The sequence below is a fragment of the Arthrobacter sp. JUb115 genome, from assembly GCF_004365035.1.
GTDB lineage: Bacteria > Actinomycetota > Actinomycetes > Actinomycetales > Micrococcaceae > Glutamicibacter.
On sequence record NZ_SOBS01000003.1, the window covers coordinates 448,253 to 468,606 of the forward strand.

11 protein-coding genes and 2 tRNA genes are annotated in these 20,354 nt (G+C 59.1%); 10 read left to right on the top strand and 3 right to left on the bottom strand.

Annotated elements, in window-relative coordinates; genetic code table 11:
* The first annotated feature begins 23 nt into the window (after positions 1–23).
* The 3 genes from EDF61_RS07710 to EDF61_RS07720 are packed head-to-tail and all read left to right on the top strand — an operon-like array spanning position 24 to position 6,936.
* Positions 24–413 (top strand): MGMT family protein, encoded by a 390-nt coding sequence (locus EDF61_RS07710; RefSeq protein ID WP_166650728.1) that lies wholly within the window; start codon positions 24–26, stop codon positions 411–413.
* Positions 410–3,622, top strand: coding sequence for an ATP-dependent helicase (locus EDF61_RS07715; protein ID WP_133833705.1), 3,213 nt, complete (start codon positions 410–412; stop codon positions 3,620–3,622). Before EDF61_RS07710 ends, EDF61_RS07715 begins: the two co-directional genes overlap by 4 nt.
* Complete coding sequence (locus EDF61_RS07720) at positions 3,619–6,936, top strand: ATP-dependent helicase (protein ID WP_105661508.1); 3,318 nt, start codon at positions 3,619–3,621, stop codon at positions 6,934–6,936. The genes EDF61_RS07715 and EDF61_RS07720 overlap by 4 nt, the downstream gene beginning before the upstream one ends.
* 23 nt (positions 6,937–6,959) lie before the next feature.
* Here EDF61_RS07720 and EDF61_RS07725 read toward each other — a convergent pair whose 3' ends face one another.
* Entirely contained in the window at positions 6,960–8,270 is a 1,311-nt protein-coding gene (locus EDF61_RS07725) for a phosphotransferase (RefSeq protein ID WP_105657502.1), read from the bottom strand.
* Between the two features lie 259 nt (positions 8,271–8,529).
* Here EDF61_RS07725 and nudC point away from each other — a divergent pair, with 259 nt between their 5' ends.
* The 3 genes from nudC (at position 8,530) to EDF61_RS07740 (ending at position 12,223) form a co-directional block, all read left to right on the top strand.
* Positions 8,530–9,366: an NAD(+) diphosphatase gene (gene nudC, locus EDF61_RS07730; protein ID WP_286134184.1), complete on the top strand. Its 837-nt coding sequence runs from the start codon at positions 8,530–8,532 to the stop codon at positions 9,364–9,366.
* Positions 9,363–11,486, top strand: coding sequence for an ATP-dependent DNA helicase UvrD2 (locus EDF61_RS07735; RefSeq protein ID WP_105661506.1), 2,124 nt, complete (start codon positions 9,363–9,365; stop codon positions 11,484–11,486). Before nudC ends, EDF61_RS07735 begins: the two co-directional genes overlap by 4 nt.
* A 125-nt stretch (positions 11,487–11,611) precedes the next feature.
* Positions 11,612–12,223, top strand: a complete 612-nt coding sequence (locus EDF61_RS07740) for a M48 family metallopeptidase (RefSeq protein WP_105661505.1) — start codon at positions 11,612–11,614, stop codon at positions 12,221–12,223.
* Positions 12,224–12,284: 61 nt separating this feature from the next.
* Here EDF61_RS07740 and EDF61_RS07745 read toward each other — a convergent pair whose 3' ends face one another.
* Positions 12,285–13,712, bottom strand: a complete 1,428-nt coding sequence (locus EDF61_RS07745) for a zinc-dependent metalloprotease (protein WP_105661504.1) — start codon at positions 13,710–13,712, stop codon at positions 12,285–12,287.
* 256 nt (positions 13,713–13,968) lie between these two features.
* On the opposite strand from EDF61_RS07745, the gene EDF61_RS07750 reads away from it, so the two are divergent.
* From EDF61_RS07750 to EDF61_RS07765, 4 genes are all read left to right on the top strand, one after another.
* Complete coding sequence (locus tag EDF61_RS07750) at positions 13,969–15,009, top strand: YlbL family protein (protein WP_133833706.1); 1,041 nt, start codon at positions 13,969–13,971, stop codon at positions 15,007–15,009.
* A 130-nt stretch (positions 15,010–15,139) separates the two neighbouring features.
* Positions 15,140–18,175 carry a UPF0182 family membrane protein gene (locus EDF61_RS07755; protein ID WP_105657496.1) on the top strand — a complete coding sequence of 1,012 codons (3,036 nt, stop codon included), beginning with the start codon at positions 15,140–15,142 and terminating at the stop codon, positions 18,173–18,175.
* A gap of 62 nt (positions 18,176–18,237) precedes the next feature.
* A tRNA-Met gene (locus tag EDF61_RS07760) sits at positions 18,238–18,311 on the top strand.
* 465 nt (positions 18,312–18,776) lie between these two features.
* Positions 18,777–18,850: transfer RNA gene (locus tag EDF61_RS07765), tRNA-Met, on the top strand.
* 161 nt (positions 18,851–19,011) lie between these two features.
* On the opposite strand, the gene EDF61_RS07770 is transcribed toward EDF61_RS07765, so the two are convergent.
* Positions 19,012–20,211 carry an IS1249 family transposase gene (locus EDF61_RS07770; RefSeq protein WP_133833707.1) on the bottom strand — a complete coding sequence of 400 codons (1,200 nt, stop codon included), beginning with the start codon at positions 20,209–20,211 and terminating at the stop codon, positions 19,012–19,014.
* Positions 20,212–20,354: the final 143 nt, after the last annotated feature.

Here is a 20,354-nt window from a genome sequence, read left to right on the forward strand (position 1 = left end):
AAGCTAATTGGCAGAATAGGGCTATGACATCTGACGCAGCCGAAAAGCCCCTGGACTATTCAGAGGCGGTGCATCGCCTCGCAGCACTCGTCCCGGCAGGGGCGGTGCTCAGCTACAAGGACGTGGCAGAACTTCTCGGAAGCGGGGGAGCACGCCAAACGGGCAAGGCGATGGCAAGCGCGCCGGAAGGGACACCATGGTGGCGGATTATCCGCTCCAACGGTTCCATGGCCGATGCGCTTGCCGAAGCAGCAGAACGGCACTGGATCGCAGAAGAACTGGCAGCACCTGGCCGTCACGTGAACATGAATAGATACCGCTGGAACCCCAACGACTGGGCGTGGGAAAAAATTGACGCGCTGCGTACGGCGCTGGGCAACCCCAAAATGTCCGAGATGGATGATCAACTATGAGTATGGAAGAGACCCGAAGCCAGCCCCGCGAAGAAGCCACCTCGGTCCTTGGCCACTTGCATTCGGTGGAAAGCCCGGTCCTGGTCACTGGGGCTCCGGGTACCGGCAAGACCCATCTGCTCATCGACACCGCGGTGGCGCACCTTGACGCCGGGCTCGATCCGCAGGCCCTCTTGATCATCGGGCCAACTCGACTGACCGCTGCCTCGATCCGTGATGAGCTCAGCCGCCGAGCAGAACGGACTTTCACCGAACCGGTGGTTCGCACCTGGTCGGCTTATGCCTTTGACTTGATCCGCCGTGCCCGCGTTGAAGGACTCTTGCCCCAGCTCGAACGCATTCCCCGCTTGCTCTCCGGTCCGGAACAGGACACCCTCATCGGCCACCTGCTGGAAGGCCATGCCGAAGGCCTCACCGAAGGACCGCAGTGGCCAAGCGAACTGGCGCTGGCAGTAGGGACTCGCGGCTTCCGCAAGGAAATCCGCGAGTTCTTCGACCGTGTTTCAGAGCTGGGATTGGAACCTGCAGACATCGCTGACCTCGGCCAGCAAGCCAACCGCCCCGAATGGCACGCTGCTGCGCTGTTCTACCAGGAATACCGCGACCTGCTGGACTTGGGCAGCGCCGAAGCCTTCGACCCGGCAGGGCTGATTACCCGGGCGGCACAAATTCTGGAAGACAATGAAGCGTTCCTGCACGCAGAACAGGACCGGTTGGCCCTGATCCTCGTGGATGACCTGCAAGAAGCCACCCTGTCGCAGCACCGCCTCCTGGCTCTGCTCGGCAAGGACCGCGCCATGGTCGCTTTCGCTGCACCCGACAGCGTAGTTCAGGGATTCCGCGGTGCCCGCACCGATGAATTGCATCGTTTCGCACAGAATTACGCGAGTGCTGGCGAAGCGACCTGCCTCGAACTGACCCACGGCTATCGAATGTCTGGACAGATCACCGAGGCATGGAAACGGATCGTCAGCCGCGTGCCGCTGGCTGCAGGCTTGCGCGGACGAGCTATTGAGCCGTTGAACGTGCCGGAACACGAACTGTGCCAGGCACTGGTATTCGAGAATTCCACCTTGGAAGAACGTTTCATTGCCCAGCGGATAGTGCATCTGAACCTCTACGAGAACCGCAGCCTCGCTGAAATTGCGATTGTGGTGCGCAACGGTTCACAGGTGCGCTCCTTCAGCCGTTTTCTTGAAGGCCAGGGAATCGGCGTGCAGGTGCCGCCGGCCGAAATTCCATTGAAGGATGAAGGTGCGGTCCGTCCGCTGCTTGACCTGTTGAACTTGGCGTTCAGCGATTCTGTCACCGATGACCCGCTCCTGATGCAGAACCTGCTGCTGTCGCGTTATGGGATGAGCACTGCCTTGGAAATCCGCCGGATCCGCCAGCTCTTGCGCCAGCAGGAAGCCGCAGCCGGCGGACGCCGCTCCAGCCAGGAGTTGCTTGAATCCTGCCTGCGTGAACCGGCAATGGCCGAGAAATTGGGCAAGCCGGGTTACGGATTGAACCGGCTGCTGAAGATGTACTCCGCGCTGCAAGACGAACTGGCCAGCGGAACCGCTACACCGGAAACAGCGCTCTGGGTGATGTGGGAGGCCTCGGGCCGGGCAAAGGCCTGGCGCGAAGAGGCCCTGGGCACCGGCACTGCCGCCCGCCGCGCAGATCATGACCTGGATGCTGTCCTGTCGCTTTTCCAAGCCGCAGAACGTTTTGTGGATCAGCTTCCCGGCGCCAGCGTCCAGCAGTTCATCGAGCACATCTTGCAGCAGGAATTGCCCATGGACTCCTTGGCAACCCGTGCTGCCGGTGGGCAAACCGTCACGGTTCTCACTACCGCTGCCGCTGCCGGAAAGCAATGGCCAGTGGTCTTTATCCCCGGGCTGCAAGAAGGCTCCTGGCCCAACCTCCGGCTCCGTGGCGAGCTGCTCGGTTCCAATGCGCTCGCCGACGCCGCGGAGCATGGCATTGAATTCCTGGCCACCCGAACGCCAACGCATCTGGTACGCCAAATCCGCAACGACGAATTGCGCAGCTTCAGCAATGCCGTCTCCCGTGCTGGAGACCAGCTGATTTGCACGGCGGTCGATAACGAAGACAGCCAGCCTTCCTCTTTCCTGGATCTGGTCGAGCCACCGGGGCCAGAAGGCAGGGAACCAACCGCGGTTCCGCGCATCCGTTCGCTTCCAACCTTGGTGGCAGAGCTGCGCAGCACCGCCGAGAGAGCCAGGGCCGCCGGCCTTGGGGCAGCGCCAGCGCCGGACGATGTGGAAGCAGCTAACCTGTACCAGGACGCCACCCACGTGCTTGGACGCCTGGCTCAGGCAGAGCGCCCGGTGCGAGGAGCGCATCCAAGTTCCTGGTGGGGGTTGCGCGAACTGACTACCCATGAACCGGTTATCCCGGAAGACCAGCCTCGGCGGGTGTCACCGTCGAAGGTGGAAACCCTGGTGAAATCGCCGCTGAACTGGTTTGTGCAAAGCGCTGGTGGAACCGCTGCCCGCGATTTCGCGGCCTCCTTGGGTACGCTGATCCACTCCATCGCCGAAGAGCATCCCGATGCAAGCGGAAGCGAATACCAGCAGATCCTGGAGCAACGCTGGCCAGAGCTGGAAAAACTGGAGAACTGGGAAGGTCAAAGGGACTTCGACCGTGCCAATAGCATGCTCAAGAAGTTCGCCGCCTACTGCGTCACCATGCGCCAAGAAGGACGCGAACTGGTGGCTCGCGAGATGCCGTTCCAGATCGAGGTCCCGGCCCCTGACGGCACGCATATCCAGCTTCGCGGAATTATCGACCGCGTCGAAGCTGACGCCAACGGCAAGGTGAGGGTCGTTGACCTGAAAACCGGTTCCACTGCGCCATCCAAGGACGCAACCTTGGAACACCCGCAGCTAGGCGTCTACCAAACCGCAATCCAGCTCGGCGCGTTGCAAGATCACGAGGAAACTGCAGGACTCCCGGATGAGCCAGCCGGCGCATCCTTGGTCTACGTCGGTACCAGCACCAAGGGCGCCTCGGTCCGTGAACAACCATCAATTGGTGAAGGGGACTGGGCCCGCGCGCTCATCTTCGAAGCTGCCTCGCTGATGGGAAACAGTGAATTCATCACCCGGCACGTTTCGGGAGCCGCAGGGATCCTCGGCAACTGCACGCTGCCTGAAATCTGCCCTTTGTGCGCCCAAGGACGACAGGTCACCGAACCATGAGCAATATCAGATTCACTCCAGAAGAACTCTCCGCAGCCCTGGGCGAGCAGTTTCCGCCCACCGCGCAGCAGGCTGAGATAGTCGCTGCGCCATTGGAACCGATGCTGGTCATCGCCGGCGCCGGCTCGGGCAAGACCAAAACCATGGCGGATAAAGTCGTCTGGCTGGTAGCCAACCAGCTGGTCCGGCCGGAAGAGATTCTCGGGGTGACCTTTACCCGCAAGGCAGCGGGAGAGCTTTCCGTGCGTATCCGTGCCAAGATCGCGCAGCTTGTGGCCACCGGTCTGCTCAGCCCAGAAGAAACCCGGGACTTCCTTGACCCTGCGGTATCCACCTACCACTCCTACGCCAACACCCTGGTCCAAGACCATGGGCTGCGGCTTGGCCTTGAAGAAGACAGTGCCTTGTTGGGCGCGGCCCAATCATGGCAGGTGGCCCACTCGGTGCTGGAAAGATACACCGGCAACTACGAGCACCTGAACAGTGCCACCAGCACACTGATTGATGCCATCGTTTCCTTCAGTTCGGAAGCATCCGAGCACTTGGTCACCGCACCTGAGGCCCATCAGTGGATTGATGACCTGGTGGCACGCCTGCGCACCTTGCCGATGGACGCAGAGAAGCCCAAGAAAACTACCCAAGCAGCCCTCAAGCTCATCGACAAGCTGGCTTCACGTGCCACCATCGCTGAGTTGGCTGAAGAGTACGCCCGGGAAAAGAAGCGCCTCGGGGTGATGGACTACGGCGACTTGGTGGCCCACGCAGCGCGTATCGCCCAGGAGGTGCCGGCAGCTGCGCTCGCCGAACGGGCTAGCCACAAGGTGGTGCTGCTGGATGAATTCCAGGACACCTCGCACGCGCAGATGGTGCTCTTCTCTCAACTCTATGGCGAAGGCCATCCGGTCACCGCGGTGGGTGACCCTAACCAATCCATCTACGGATTCCGCGGGGCTAGTGCCGGTCAGCTGTTCCGATTCCCAGAAGTCTTCCCGATTGTTCGGGACACAGGCCGGGACGTCGCCCACGTGAAGCACCTGACCATCGCATGGCGCAATACCGTCAACGTGCTCGCGGCAGCGAATAGCATCACTGCCGGCGGGCCGCAGCATCAAGGCCCGGTCTCGGTCAAGCCCTTGGATTCCTCGGCGCATGCCAAGCCAGGTCGTGTGGTGCTCAACCGTTGCGCAACGGTTCGCGACGAGGCAGACGCCATAGCCGACATGATTGTTGCCGAGAATAGGGCATCTTCCGAGCCGAAGACCAGTGCGGTGCTCTCGCGAAATCGTACCCAGTTGAGCATCATGGGCGAGGTGCTCGCTGAGCGGGGCATCAAATACCAGCTCGTGGGACTATCCGGATTGCTGAGCACCCCTGAGCTCACCGACCTGGTCTCGTACCTGCACGTGCTGGTTGACCCGCTGCGCTCCGACAAGCTCATGCGCTTATTGGCTGGAGCGCGCTGGCGGCTGGGTGCCGCAGACCTGATGGCCTTCGCCGATTGGTCCCGCCAGCTGGAACGGCGGCGAGCCCGCGGGCTGCAGCCAGACCCGGCAGAAAGCGAAGAGGCGCAGAGCCCCGAAGAAGCAGTGACCGAGGCGGCCCGCGCCGAACTCAATGATGCGGCCAGCCTCGTCGAAGCACTGGACTTCCTGCCCAGGGAAGGGTGGACCAGCAATGACGGCAGGACCATTAGCGCAGCGGGCTACGAGCGCTTGGCGGCCCTGCGCGATGAACTCGCCGGCCTGCGGCTGCTGGCCAATGACGACCTTGAAACGCTGATTCGCGAGACCGAACGCGCCATGAACCTGGACATCGAGGTGGCTGCCCGTCCGTGGATATCTCGAGACAAGGCGCGAGCCAACCTCGATGCCTTCGCCGATGTGGTACGCGAATACTGCCGCAATGCGCCACGCGTTGAACTGTCCGGCTTCTTGATGTGGCTGGAACAGGCCGCCGAAAAGGAAAAGGGACTACCGCTGCCAAGCGAAGATGCTGACCCCGCGGCAGTCCAATTGCTGACGGTTCACGCGTCCAAGGGATTGGAATGGGACATCGTGGCGGTGATGACCTTGAACGACGGGGTGTTCCCGGGTTCCAAATCCGACCGGTGGACCAGCGGTGACAAAGCGCTGCCCTGGGAAATCCGTGGCGACGCCCGCGACCTGCCCCAATGGGACACCGAACAGCCGGCCTTGAAGGAACTGCTGGAAGCCGAATCGGTCTTCAAGGACCAGGTAGAGGACCACCACATTGCCGAAGAGCGTCGCCTGGCCTATGTTGCGGTGACCCGCGCCAAGTCATTGCTGATTTGCAGTAGCAGCGTCTGGACGAGCACCCGTACCAAGCCAACCGAGCCATCAGAATTCTTCACCTGTTTGCTTCCGCTGGCCGAAGGCGAGGAACCCCAGGCGGAGATCGGGGTCTGGGTGAAGGACGAAGAAGCGCCGGAACAAAACCCGAGCACTTTGACGCCCCTTGAAGCGCTGTGGCCGTACGATCCATTGGAAGGCCCCGTCGTCACGGGGGGAGTGCAAAAGACTCCATACCCGTATTCACGGCGCAATGTCATTGCGGAAGTGGCGAAGGATCTCGAATCCGTTCCAACAGATCATGAGCCGCTGACCAGCTTCGGGAGGCAGTGGGCTGAAGAAGCCGAGAAACTTCTAGGCCAGCGCGAGTTCTTGGCTGGCCGTGAGCGCAGCATCGAGGCACCAGAGCATGTGCGTGCTTCATTGTTTGTCGAGCTGGCCGAGGACCCGGTTGGGGTACTGGAAAACCTTCGACGCCCGGTGCCGCGTCGACCGGGGCTCGCTGCACGGCGCGGTACCGCGTTCCATGCCTGGATTGAAGAGTTCTACGAGAAGACGTCAATGCTTGATCTGGGAGACCTGCAGGATCCGGCAGATGGCTATCTTGATGAGGCGCTGGACCTTGAATCCATGAAGGAAGCGTTCCTATGCAGCGAATGGTCCAAGCTGCAGCCGGCCTATGTCGAGGTTCCATTGGAGACCCGTGTGGGTCCGGTGGCTGTGCGTGGCCGCATTGATGCCGTCTTCCGGATGGACGACGGTACGTGGCTGATGCTGGACTGGAAAACCGGTCGAGTTCCTAGCGGCAAGGATCTGAAGAGCAAGCTGGTCCAGCTCGCGGTGTATCGTCTGGGCTGGTCACGCCTGCACGGAATCCCGCTAGAGGAGATCAAGGCCGCCTTCTACTATGTGGCGGCGGGCATTACGATCCACGCGGAGTATCTCTCCGATGAGCAAGAACTGGAACAGATGATCAGCAGCGCGTTTGAACAGCTCGAAGGCTAGCCGCTCAGGACGCTGGGAAGTCTTTACTTCTCGGCGTCCTCAACAGGCTTGTTGTTCTTTTCAGCAGGCTCAGCCGTGCTCATTGGCCGTGCGGCAGCTGACTCGGCCTCCGCTGCATCACTATCGTGTTCGGCGGCCTTGGAGGCGGGTTCATCCTTCGCAGGCGAACTGTTCTTGGCATCAGCCTGAACAGCATCAGATTTTGGCTGGTCACCAGACTCCTCTGGCGCGGCCTGGACATTGGACGCTGTGCTTCGGGGTGTTGCGGAGTTCGGCGATTCCGCTGCCAGGGGAGTGACCTTGTCGGTGTTAATGCTTGGCGCGGCGACGGCGGCCGGCTTTTCCGGAGCCTTCTGGGCCGGTGCTTCTGGCTGGGGAGCCAAAGGGCGCGGAGCTTCCACGACCGACAATGGCTGGCCACCGTACTCCGCGATGTTCTGGTCCAATTCGCGTAGCATCTCTTCGGCCTCGGCGATGCGCTCGTAGTCCTTGGAATCCAAAGACTTCACCAGCCACTGCGCCAGCGCGAATTCGGCGGCCAGCGCGGCGCGACGCATGATGTGCGGATCCGCAGCCTTGCCGCGGGCTTCGACATAGGCGGTGAAAACGCGCTCGCTGAAGCTCTGGTCTTCTATGGCCGAAAGCCAAGCGAAGTCATCAGCGGGATCACCGACGTGCAAATCTGTCCAGCCCTTGACTGCAGTGATGCTGGAATGGGAAATCTGCAGCTGCTCTTCATCGAAGTCGCCGTGAACTACGGCAGCGTTGAAACGCCACAGCGCCACGTCCTCCATGGCGTGTTCCCAACGGCGCAGTAAACCGCTTGGCACCTTGCCCGTAGCCGCGGCCGTATCCAGTTCGTTGAGTTTGCGCTGTCGAATCTCGTCGGCAGTGTAGGTCGGCAGGCCTGCCACTTCAACAGCTTCATCTGGGATCTGGTGGATGGCAGCCATGCATTGGCCCAGCGACTTGGCCAGGTTGCTGCCGACATCAACCAATTCATCGAGGGTCGGAACGTGTCCGGGCATATCCTTGTAGACAAAGGTGCGCAGTGGGCCCTGGCGCACGGTGCCGGCTACGGCAGGCAAGGAAAACGGCAGTGAAGCGCGGACCTTGGCGGAGAAAGCGCGCAAGGCCGAAAGCTCTGCTTCCAGACGCATGCTTGCCTCGTCATGCCGAGGTGAACGAACGCGCCAGCGATGCTTGAGTGCGTCGACGATCAATGCTGAGTCAAAATCTTCTGCATCGTCGGACAGCGCCGCGAAGCCTACCGGAGTCAATCCGGGGACGGCGGCGGTGGCAATTGCGGCGAGTTCCATGGCAGTGCGTTTCACAAGTTCCACCGTATGCGAGATTCCCTTTTCTATCGTTGAATGACGCACGGAATATGGCGGGATTCACCGGCAACATTCAGAGTTGCGACGAATCTCATTGATCAACAGCTATCCACATTGAGCAAGCATCAAGATTCTGGAGCGCTATGTGCATTAGGTTAGAGGTATGGCTCTGGCAGAAACTTATCGAACCCCACTTACCGGACTTCACTTCGGACAGTCTCTGATTGAGCGCCCACTGACCGAAAAGCAAGACCCGATGCTTTTGCCTGGCCTATTTAAGCAGCGCAGCACCAAGGTGCTGCTGATCAGTGGTGGTGGCGCGGCAACTATCGGCTCTGATCTCTTCTTTCTCAACGGCACGGACTACCTCGCAAAAGACTCCGAGCGCCAGGTGTACCTGGGGCGTGCATCAGGCACGGAATACGTTCTGGCTCTCGTTGATGCCGAGGACTATGCCTCCAGCGGCATCGAGCGCTGGACGACGCTACGTGAAGGCTTCAACCTGCTCAATGAACTGCATGCAGAACTCTTCGTTGAAGCGCAGGCGATCGCCAATTGGATCCGTTCAGAGAAATTCTGCCCACGCTGCGGTTCACCCGTTAGGGCTGCCACCTTCGGGTGGGGCCAGCGTTGCGTGAACAATGACCACGAGCTTTTTCCACGTACCGACCCGGCAATCATTGCCTCGGTGATCGACAGCCAAGATCGATTGCTGCTCGGATCCAACGCCACCTTCAAGCACCGGATGTACTCGGTGCTTGCAGGATTCGTCGAAGCAGGGGAGTCCCTAGAGTCTGCTGTGCGCCGCGAGATCTTTGAAGAATCCGGTGTGCGTATTGGAGAGGTCGCCTACCGCGGTTCCCAGCCCTGGCCAATGCCGCGATCGCTGATGCTCGGTTTCGCTGCTGAAGCCTTGAGCGAAGAGCTGGTTCCGGATGGTGCAGAAATCATGGACCTTCGCTGGTTCACACGAGCCGAACTGCGTGAAGCTCTGGAATCAGGAACAATAGATATACCGCGCGGAGTCTCGATAGCCCACGCATTGATCCGTACCTGGTACGGCGAACCCCTTCCGGAGGCCCTGAGCAAGTGACCGAATACGACAATCCGCCAGCAGACAATTTGCTGGCGGGACTGGATGCTGAACAGCGGCAAGCAGCTGAAACCCTCAGCGGTCCACTGTGTATTCTGGCGGGCGCAGGAACCGGCAAGACCAGAGCAATTACCCACCGGATCGCCCACGGCGTGCATACTGGCATCTACAACCCGACCAGTGTTCTCGCGCTGACTTTCACCACGCGTGCAGCTGCGGAGATGCGTACCCGCTTGCGTCAGCTCGGCGCACCCGGCGTGCAGACGCGTACCTTCCACGCAGCTGCCTTGCGCCAGCTGCAGTACTTCTGGCCGCAGGCCGTTGGCGGTACCCTGCCGAACTTGGTAGAACACAAGGCCCCGCTCATTGCGGAGGCGGCGCGTCGCCTGCGCATTTCCAGCGACCGCGCCATGGTCCGTGATCTGGCTGCGGAAATCGAATGGGCCAAGGTCTCCATGCATACCCCGGAAAGCTACGCCAAGATTGCGTCTTCCCGAGAACTGCCCAACGGTCTCGAAGCAGTGAGCATGGCCCGCATCTTCCAAACCTACGAAGAGCTCAAAGATGACCGCGGAGTTATCGACTTTGAAGACGTACTGCTGCTGACCATTGCAATTCTTGAAGACAATGAAAAAGTCGCAGCCAGTGTACGCCAGCAGTACCGCCACTTCGTCGTCGACGAGTACCAGGACGTTTCGCCGTTGCAGCAACGGCTCCTGGATCTCTGGCTTGGCCAGCGCAACGAACTGTGCGTGGTGGGCGATGCCTCCCAGACCATCTATTCTTTCACCGGTGCACGCCCAGACTTCTTGCTGAACTTCGGCACACGGTTTCCGGAAGCAAAGGTCGTGAAGCTGGTACGCGATTACCGCTCCACTCCTGAAGTCGTGAACCTGGCGAATAAGGTGCTTGCTAATCGGCGCATTGAATCCCAAGTCCCTGACCGTAACGTGACCTGGCCCGAACCACTGGAACTCATCGCGCAACGCGATCACGGTCCGGCCCCTGAATTCTTTGAAGCGACGGATGACGAAAATGAAGCCGAGGAAGTCGCCCAGCGCATCAAGCAGCTGCTCAAAAACGGCCAGGACATCTCCGAGATTGCCATCTTGTACCGCACTAACGGGCAGTCCCAGGCTTTTGAGCAAGCACTGACGGCGTATTCCATCCCCTACGTAATGCGTGGTGCCGAGCGGTTCTTCTCCCGTCGCGAAGTCAAGGAAGGGATGCTGGCCTTGCGGGCCGGCTTGAGCGTCGCCGCAGATACTCCGGTTGCGCAGATGGTGCGCGATGTGCTCTCCTCGCACGGCTACTCGGCGAATGCCCCAAGCGGCGGCACTGGTGCGGTGCGCCAGCGTTGGGAATCGATGTCGGCACTGGTTCGCCTGGCCGACGAAGTCGTTGCGCTTAAAAAAGAACAAGACATTGATGCCACATTGCACGATGTGGTCAAGGAATTGGAAGACCGCGCAGCGATCCAGCACGCGCCAACTCTGGATGGCGTCACCTTGGCATCATTCCACGCAGCCAAGGGGCTGGAATGGGATGCTGTATTCCTGGTTGGATTGAACGAAGGCCTGGTCCCGATCTCCTATGCCAAGGACCAAGCGGGCTTCGATGAAGAACGGCGGCTGCTGTACGTGGGTATTACCCGCGCACGGAAGCACCTGTACCTGTCCTGGTCGCTGGCAAGGACCCCGGGCGGACGCGCGCACCGATACCCATCACGATTCCTCGATGGAATTAAATCGGTACGCCAAGCCAGCAGCAGGCAGCAGACCACCTACCGCAAACGCGAACAGAAAATCACGCCCGCAGTCTGCATGACCTGTGGATCCTTCTTGACCAGTGCAAAAGAGCGAAAGCTCAAACGTTGCGCCTCGTGCCCTGCTGCCTATGATGAAGCGTTGTTTGAGACTTTGCGTGAATGGCGATCGGAGGTTGCCCAATCCAACGCGGTCCCGGCATTCGTCATATTCACCGATGCAACCCTCATGTCCATCGCGGAGCACCAGCCGGATTCAATCCAGGGATTGTCGAAGATTCCCGGGGTGGGACGTAGCAAGCTTGAACGATATGGCGAGGCGGTGCTTGCGGTCGTTGACGAGCGCCGCGCATAGGGTTCTCCACAAGTTGGCGAATTGGTCCGAAGCTGTTCAGGCTAGGACGTAGCTTAGAGATCACGTAGTGAGCGGACAGGAAGGTCCCCGGCCGCTGCCATAGATGAGGAAAGAGGCGCAATGCAATGCCAGCTTTTCCAAACACCGTCGACTTCGTCGCGCCGGATGAGATTCCAGTGCGGGTTCTCCGCTCGGCCAAGCGCAAGAAGACCATTTCCTCCCAGTGGCGCGATAACCGGCTGATTATCCAAGTCCCTGCAGCGCTGGACGAAAAAACGGAACGCGCTTTCGTTGATGAGATGATCTCGAAGTATCGCAAGGGACGCCAAGCGCGTACCGCGGGTCATACCGATGATGCGCTGGAGCGCCGAGCGGCATCTCTTGACCAGCAGTACTTCGCCGGCGAAGCCGCGCCGCAATCCGTGCGTTGGGTAGCCAACCAAAATAAGCGTTGGGGTTCGGCTTCATATCGGCAGCGCAGTATCCGCTTATCGGTCACGTTGCAGCATATGCCCAGCTGGGTGCAGGACTATGTTCTAGTCCACGAGCTTGCGCATCTGGTGGTCCCGCGGGCCGGCCACGGACCTAGGTTCCAGGCTTTGCTGAACCGGTTCGAACGCCGAGCGCAGGCGGATATTTTCTTGGAGGCATTCCACGCAGGCTACAACGCTCACGCCAAGGAATTGGGCCGGGCCCAGGATGAACTTTCGGGTTTCGGCCATGACGAGGAACAGTAGCTCAATGCACGAAGGAGGGATGTGCACTCGTGCACATCCCTCCTTCGAGGTTTCGATCTAATCAGTTCTTCGGATCCTCTGGATTCCCTGAACCGTCATCGCCTTCGGCTTCGGGTTCAGCGTTGTCGAAGCCGCCGTCCAGAAGCTTACCCAGTGCTGCGTCAAAGTCGTCGAACTCGGTCGCGGCAACTTCACGGCGATGCGTGAAGCCCTTGGGATCGGTGAGGTCTTCCGCGGTAGGCATCAGATCTGGGTGATCCCATACGGCATCACGGCCCTCGATTCCACGTTCGTCGTACAAGTGCTCCCACAGGGCAGCCGCTTCGCGCAGCTTGCGTGGGCGCAATTCAAGGCCAACCAGAGATGCGAAGGCAGTCTCAGCTGGGCCACCCGAAGCTCGGCGGCGACGCATCGTCTCGCGCAGGTGACCAGCAAATGGAAGGTTCTGGGCGGCCAAGGAGACCACATGATCAACCCAGCCCTCGATCAATGCCAACGTCAGTTCTAGGTTTTCTAGAGCCTTCTCCTGAGCGGGGGTGCGCTGCGGGGTGAACAATCCTTCACCCAGCATCGACTGCAGCGCTTCAGGGTTGGACGGATCGATACCGCGTACTGCTTCTTCAATGCGCGACATGTCGATATGGATGCCCCGAGCATAGGATTCCACGGCACCAATCAACTTGGAGCTTAGCCAAGGGACCCGGTTGAACAATCGTGCGTGTGCGTTCTCCCGCAGAATCACATACAGCAGGACTTCCTGCTCTGGGATTTCAAGGCCATCGCCGAACTTGCTGACGTTGGCCGCGATAATGCCTGGAGTGGTTCCTGCCAAAGGCAGGCCGATATCGGTGCCGCCAAGCACATCGGTTGCCAAGCCGCCCAGTGCAGTGCCCAGCTGCATGCCGAACATGCTGGCTCCGAGATTGCGGAACATGCCATCGGAATTGCCGAGCATGCCCTTCATCTCTTCGGGGATCTGATCCTTCATCGCGGTGGTGATTGCGTTAGCTACCGACTCGGCAACAGGCTCGGTGACCTGCTTCCAGGTGGCCAGGGTCTTGTCATACCATCGTTTACGAGTCCATGCCTCGGTCGAGCGGCCGTTCGACTCGAACACCGTAGCGTTGTTCAGCCACAGTTCAGAAAGGTTTGACGCATCGCTGATGGCGTTGTTGCGCGCGTCCGATACCGCCGGATCATCGCTGGCATATGCCTGCAAAGCGGTGTCGGATGCAAGCTTCCAGTTCACCGGACCGGAAGACGCGTTATTGCTCATCATCGCGGACATCATGGCCTGGGCCTGCTGCATCATTTTCTGCATCGCAGCCGGATCGCCTTGAGCACCAAGGGCATCACGAAGCTGCGGCGGGAGGTCATTCGGGTCGAATCCGCCACCGAAGAGCTGACCAAACATTGCAGAAAATGGGTCCTGCGGATTGTTTTCGTCGTCATCGCCGTTAGGGCGGTTATTCGGGGGGTTCTGTGCCATGCCTTTAAAACTACCGCGAGTAGCTGATAGTTCCCATGAATCTGGGCTTCAGTTCGCTTTCGGCACATCGAATACGCCTTGATGCTGATGCTTTTAAACCCAGGGCTTCAGTAGGCTAAGGGTGGGGATGTCTGCAAGGACGGATCCGCGTATTTTTTGACAGTTGGCGGGAGCAGGATCAGTGCACGTACAGGAACCACAAGACTCGACTTTGGAGCCAGGCGATTCCAGCCGCACTCCGCGAGGTTCCAAAACCATGAAACGCACCAGCTCCGGCGTCGTTGCGCTCCTCCTGATCGGCGTCATGATGTTTCTCCCGACGAATTTCATGATCCGGTCGCCTGGCCCAGTGTTTAACACTCTTGGCGAGGACAACGGGCACGATGTGGTCTCCATCAAGGGAGCCCAGTCATACCCTTCGGAGAGCGTCTTGGATCTGTTGACCATTTACGTCCAGGGTGGCGGGCAGAACCGAATCACCATACCTGTCGTACTTGAAGCATTGGTCAATTCGGCCAAGGATCTAGTTCCTGAAGAAACCATCATTTCTCGTGGTGTCTCTTCGGAAGAGAAGAATGAACAAAATGATTTCATGATGACTTCATCGCAGGACTTGGCTGTGGCAGCGGCTTTGGCCGAGCTGGATCAGGGCTTTACCGAGTGGCTTACGGTCGCTGAGTTCTCCACCGGCACGAATGAAAAAGTGCTTGAGCCCAAGGATCGCCTTCTGAAATTCGAAGGAGAGCAGATCACTTCGCTGGAACAGCTGAAGGAAGAACTGAATTCCCGCGGTGCAGAACCAGCAATCTTGACCGTTGGCAGACCGGATAAGCATGGCGTCTACAGCGACGTAGATGTCACTGTGAACACCAAGGAAGCCGAGAATGGCGAACGCCAGTTGGGTGTCTTCCTGGGCAACGAATACGAGTTCCCTATCGATGTGAGCTTCGGGTTGGAAAATGTTGGCGGTCCCAGCGCCGGCATGATGTTTGCCTTGGCGATCATTGACCGCCTGACGGAAGGCTCATTGGCGGGAGACCACCACATCGCAGGTACCGGTGAGATTTCAGCCGATGGCAAGGTCGGTCCAATCGGTGGAATCGCCCAGAAGATGGTGGCGGCGAAGAATGCCGGAGCAACCGTCTTCTTGGCCCCAGCCGACAACTGCGCTGAAGCCATAGGGCGTATTCCTGCCGGACTGGATGTCATCAAGGTTGCAACCCTGTCAGAAGCTCGCCAGGCATTGGAGAAGATCGCCGCAGGTGAAGACCCGGCGACTTTCACGACATGCGAATAGATTTAGCCGGGCATCAAGGGAAGAATGTGATGCAAGGAAACCAGTCTCGTACACAACGCCCGTACAAGAATTAGGTACACGAGTTCTCTTGTTGGGAACAACGGGAAGAACCCAAAGTAAGGAATAGATAGTGTCTTTCGGATCGGATAGTCCGTTCGGGGGTCCGCCGCGGCCCCAAGAACCACAACGACCTTCCAACCCTTCGGGCAAGAAAGCCTCGCCGCTGACCCTGACCATCTTCGCGGTGGTCATTCTCGTCGCAGTCTTCGTTTTCTTGTCGAATTTCTACGCTGATATCCTCTGGTTCAACCAGCTGGGTTTCTCCGAGGTCTACTGGACTGAGCGGATCTCCAAATTAGTGATCTTCCTGATCGCTTTGGTGCTGATGGCGGTTCCAATGTGGTTCTCGATGCGCAGTGCCTACAAGCACCGCCCTGTCTATGCGCCAAACTCGACCCGACCTGATTCCATGTCGCGCTACCAGGCCCAGCTGGAACCAGTCCGCCGATTCCTGATGGTTGGCATTCCATTGGTGATCGGCATTTTCGCTGCCGTTGCCGTGGCCGGACAGTGGCAGACCATCTTGCTGTTCTTCAACCAGGTCGGTTTCGGTAGCACTGACCCCCAGTTCAACATGGATCTGGGCTTCTTCGTTTTCTCCCTTCCATTCATCGCACTGGTCAACGGCTTCCTGATCTCGGTCGTGCTGCTCAGCGGCGTGGCTGGTCTGCTGACCCACTACCTCTACGGCGGAATCCGCGTTGAAGAGCGTGGCGGCATAACCGTTGGCAAGGCCGCTCGGGTGCACACCGCAGTTGTTGTCGGAGTCTTCTTGATCTTCCAGGCTGTGAACTTCTGGATCGGCCAGTACGAGACCCTCACCGACCAGTCCGGCCGTGTCGCCGGTGCACTGTACAAGGATGTCCACGCTGTCATCCCTGCACAGATGATTCTGGCCATTGTGGCAGTCCTTATCGCCATCACCTTCGTGATTGCGGCAATCAACGGTCGCTGGCGTTTGCCATTGATCGGCACCGCCATGCTGGTAGCAACGATGATCGTTGCCAGCGGCGTCTACCCGTTCCTGATCCAGCAGTACAAGGTGGTCCCTTCCCAAAGGGCGTTGGAGAGCGACTATATTGAGCGCAACATCGAAATGACGCGCTTGGCTTTCGGTCTCGACGATGTCGAAGTTACTGACTACGATGCGAAGATCTCGACTGAGAAGAATGCGCTGGCCGAGGAAACCTCAACCACCGCGAATATCCGCCTGCTGGATCCAAACCTGGTTTCGGCTGCTTTCGCGCAGCTGCAGCAGTTCCGCGGCTACTACACCTTCGCCGAGACCCTTAACGTCGACCGTTACGAGATCGACGGCAAGGTGGAAGATACCGTTATTGCGGCCCGTGAAGTGAACGTGGACCCAACCGACACGTGGGTGAACCAGCACATCAACTACACCCATGGCTACGGCCTGGTGGCTGCCTACGGTAACCGCGTGGCTGCCGGTGGTCGTCCGGACTTCATGCTCGGTGGCATCCCGACCTCCGGTGATTTGATTACCGACGAGGATTACGAGCCGCGGATCTACTTCGGTGAGAATTCTCCGTCCTACTCCATTGTCGGCGGGCCGGATGAGGGATGGACCGACCAGGAACTTGACCGTCCAGGTACCGGTGGCGAGAACCAAGACACCCGCTATACCTTCCAGGGCGATGGCGGTCCGAACGTTGGCAACATGTTCAACCGCTTGGTCTACGCACTGAAGTTCGCCTCCACTGACCTCTTGCTCTCACAGAACGTCAATAGCGAATCGCAGATCCTCTACGATCGTGATCCTCGCGATCGCGTGAGCAAGGTTGCTCCGTACCTGACGCTGGATTCCCAGGCTTACCCTGCCATCATTGATGGCCGCGTGCAGTGGATCATCGATGGCTACACCACCTCCAACGACTTCCCGTATTCGCAGCAGCAGCAATTGGACTCGGCAGTGACCGACTCGCTGACTAATGCGCAGGACCTGTCTTTGACCGGCCGCGTGAACTACCTGCGCAACTCGGTGAAGGCCACCGTCGACGCCTATGACGGAACGGTCAAGCTTTACGCCTGGGACACCGAAGACCCGATCCTGCAGTCCTGGCAGAAGGTCTTCCCTACGGCATTGAACCCGTTGGATGACATGTCGGCTGAGTTGATGGAGCACGTACGTTACCCTGAGGACATGTTCAAGGTGCAGCGCGAAGTGCTAACCACCTACCACGTGGACAACCCGGACGCGTTCTACGAGTCCAACGACGCGTGGGCTGTGCCGGATGATCCGACCTCATCCGCCGCTGGCGTGAAGCAGCCGCCATACTTCATGTCCTTGAAGATGCCGACCCAGGATGAAGCGTCGTTCTCGCTGACCTCGACGTTTATCCCTGCTGCCGCGGCCAACGGCCAGCAGCGCAACGTGCTCTTCGGCTTCCTTTCGGCCAACGCCGATGCCGGCTCCGAACCTGGGGCGAAGGCCGAAGACTACGGCAAGCTGCGCCTGCTCGAGCTGCCACGAGATACTGCGGTTCCTGGCCCAGGCCAAGCACAGCAGAACTTCGATACCAACACACGCGTGACCACTGAATTGAACCTGCTGCGTCAGGGTGCTTCGGAGGTCAAGAACGGCAACCTGCTGTCGCTGCCAGTTGGCGGCGGTATCCTCTACGTTCAGCCGGTCTACGTTCAGTCCTCGGGACAGACCAGCTACCCGACCTTGCGTAAGGTCCTGGTTTCCTTCGGCGACAAGGTTGGCTTCGCCGATACCTTGGCTGAAGCACTGGATGAGGTCTTCGGCGGTGAGTCCGGTGCAGTGACTGGTGAGACCGAAGGCGTTACGCCAGAGGATGATCCAAAGGGCGAGAAGGAACCAACCAAGACTGATACCCAGAAGCTCTCCGAAGCTCTGGCTGATGCGAATGAAGCCATCAAGAATGGCCAGGAAGCGCTGGCCAAGAGCGACTTCGGAGCCTACGGCGAATCGCAGAAGCAGTTGGAGGATGCCTTGACCCGCGCGATGGACGCAGATGCGGCCATCAACGGCACCGAGGTTGACGGGGATGTGAAACTGGACGACGGACAAAATCAGGACGCAGCCCAATCGCCAGCACCCCAGGACGGTGCTGAAGGCTAAGCACTAGCATCAGCTGACCGATTTGCTTTCACTCCGCGATGATGCAAGAATTATCTAGTCATCGCGGGGTGGAGCAGTTCGGTAGCTCGCCGGGCTCATAACCCGGAGGTCGCAAGTTCAAATCTTGCCCCCGCCACGAATGGCAAAATGGAGATCCTAACGGATCTCCATTTTGCGTTAATCTGCAAGTTGCCCGTTGCCGGATCAGTACCCGTGAATTGATGCGGGAACTGCCGTCAACCCATGTACGGGAAGGGGGCGGTCGCCGGCATATGTGTAAGTTGGGGCCGAAGGCTGACGCAGTTCCAGGCCTACCGCAGGGCCCCGGGCGCTGGAAGGCCCGAGAATCTTCCCCTGAGCGGGCTAGGGTGATCGCAGCAGACTCTCAGGCACCTTGTGGCGACGGGCTACCCGCCGGAGTGTGCAATCATGCGGCGGAAGACCCCTGGGGTCTTTGAAACCCGGGTAACGCCGGGCCAAGGCATCTGGATATAACCAAAGGATAATTCGGATCAGGTCGGACATTTAGGCGTAGTGCGATTAAGGACACTCTTTTCGATTCGCTATTGAGTTCACCAGTTGGTAATGTTGTATTTACCGACGCGGGGTGGAGCAGTTCGGTAGCTCGCCGGGCTCATAACCCGGAGGTCAGAGGTTCAAATCCTCTCCCCGCCACGAAAGTGGAAACGGAGATCCGGAAGGGTCTCCGTTTTTGGTTTAACCGGACTTCTCAGGCCTGCGCCAATGGGCGACCGTGGCGTTTATTTTGGGCTATAGGCAATAAAGTGTGTCTGGCCCGGGCGTGTTCCCGGGCCAGACAACCTTAAAACCCTGCTCTAGTAGATATTCCTCATCCACTCACTGCGAATGAATTGCCCATCCTCAGCGCTGGGGCCGGTGCCATAAAGCTCCGGGCCGATTGGTGCTTCATCAACTATGTGCTGCGCCTTCTTCTTCGCTTCGGGAGTGTAATGCTCCGGGCGCAACAGTGTCCGCAAGGCCGGGTGGTTCCCTTCATCCGCATGCGTCCAGCAGAACCACTCGCACGCCCGCCGGCGATGCTCAATGGGCATCCCTCGGTGATAGAAAATCATGGCCCGGATGCCGGAGTTCACCGCACCTTCAATCATGTTCGTCGTCGCGTTGATCCCCAAGCCGTTCAGGTCCTTGTCCAGGTAGGTGAACAGGTGCCCGCGTCGCAGGGCGTTATTCATGGACTCGTAGGCGCTGCGTAGCCGATCGTGGGTGTACCACCACTTGCGGTTTTGTCGCAGGCCCCGCGGCCAGGCACCGGACCAGTCAGCAGCGTAGGTGCGTTCATTGATCAGCTCGTGGTTTTCGGCATGCCACGCAGCGAAGGCGGCAAGCCATTCTGCCGCAGCTTCCTGGGTCCGGATTTTCGTGAGTTTCAGGCTCAATCGACGTAATGACTTCCCTGCAGGCAAACGCGGATTCAGGGTCAGGTAGGTGCGCACGTTGCGCTGGATATGCACCAAGCAGCGTTGAATTTTCACGTTCGGCCAGAACTCTTTGAGCGCTTTCATCAGGCCTGATCCGCCGTCGGTCACCACGACTTTTGGTTCGGGGAAATGCTGCAGCAACACGGTCCAGGCCTCGGCTTTTTCGCGGTCGCACCACTGCCATCCGATGACACGTCCGTGAGCGATGGCGATCAGCAGGCACCAGCCTTGGCGCAGATAGATGCCGTCGACTTGGATCTCGTCGAAGACTTCGCCGGTGTGATGCAGGTAGGGGTGCACGTTCCAGCACCAAGCGGTCTGATGCCGGAAGGTGCGGCCGGTTCCGCCGCCGAATTCGGCTTGGGAATGTTTGCTCATCAGCCAGGTGACGAAGCCGGTGAGTTGGTTGCGGGCGGTGGTGTCTTCGCGTTTGAAAACGGTGCTGGCATTGCAGGTGATGCAGCGCCAGCGCTGGGTTCCTTTGGAGGTGGTTCCGTTTTTCTTCAGTCGGGAATGACAGATAATACAAGTATGGGATTGTCCAGTAAGCTTCACACTTATGGATTCAATACCCATGTGAACCTTGATCCTGCCCCGGCTGTCCGGGGCAGGATCAGGTTTTCAGTGAAGTGCCCCCCAAAAGTTAGACATCTCAGCAGAAAGAGATCTAGCAATGGGAAACCCTGCAAGCAGACGTCTAGTAGACAAAGATAAACAAC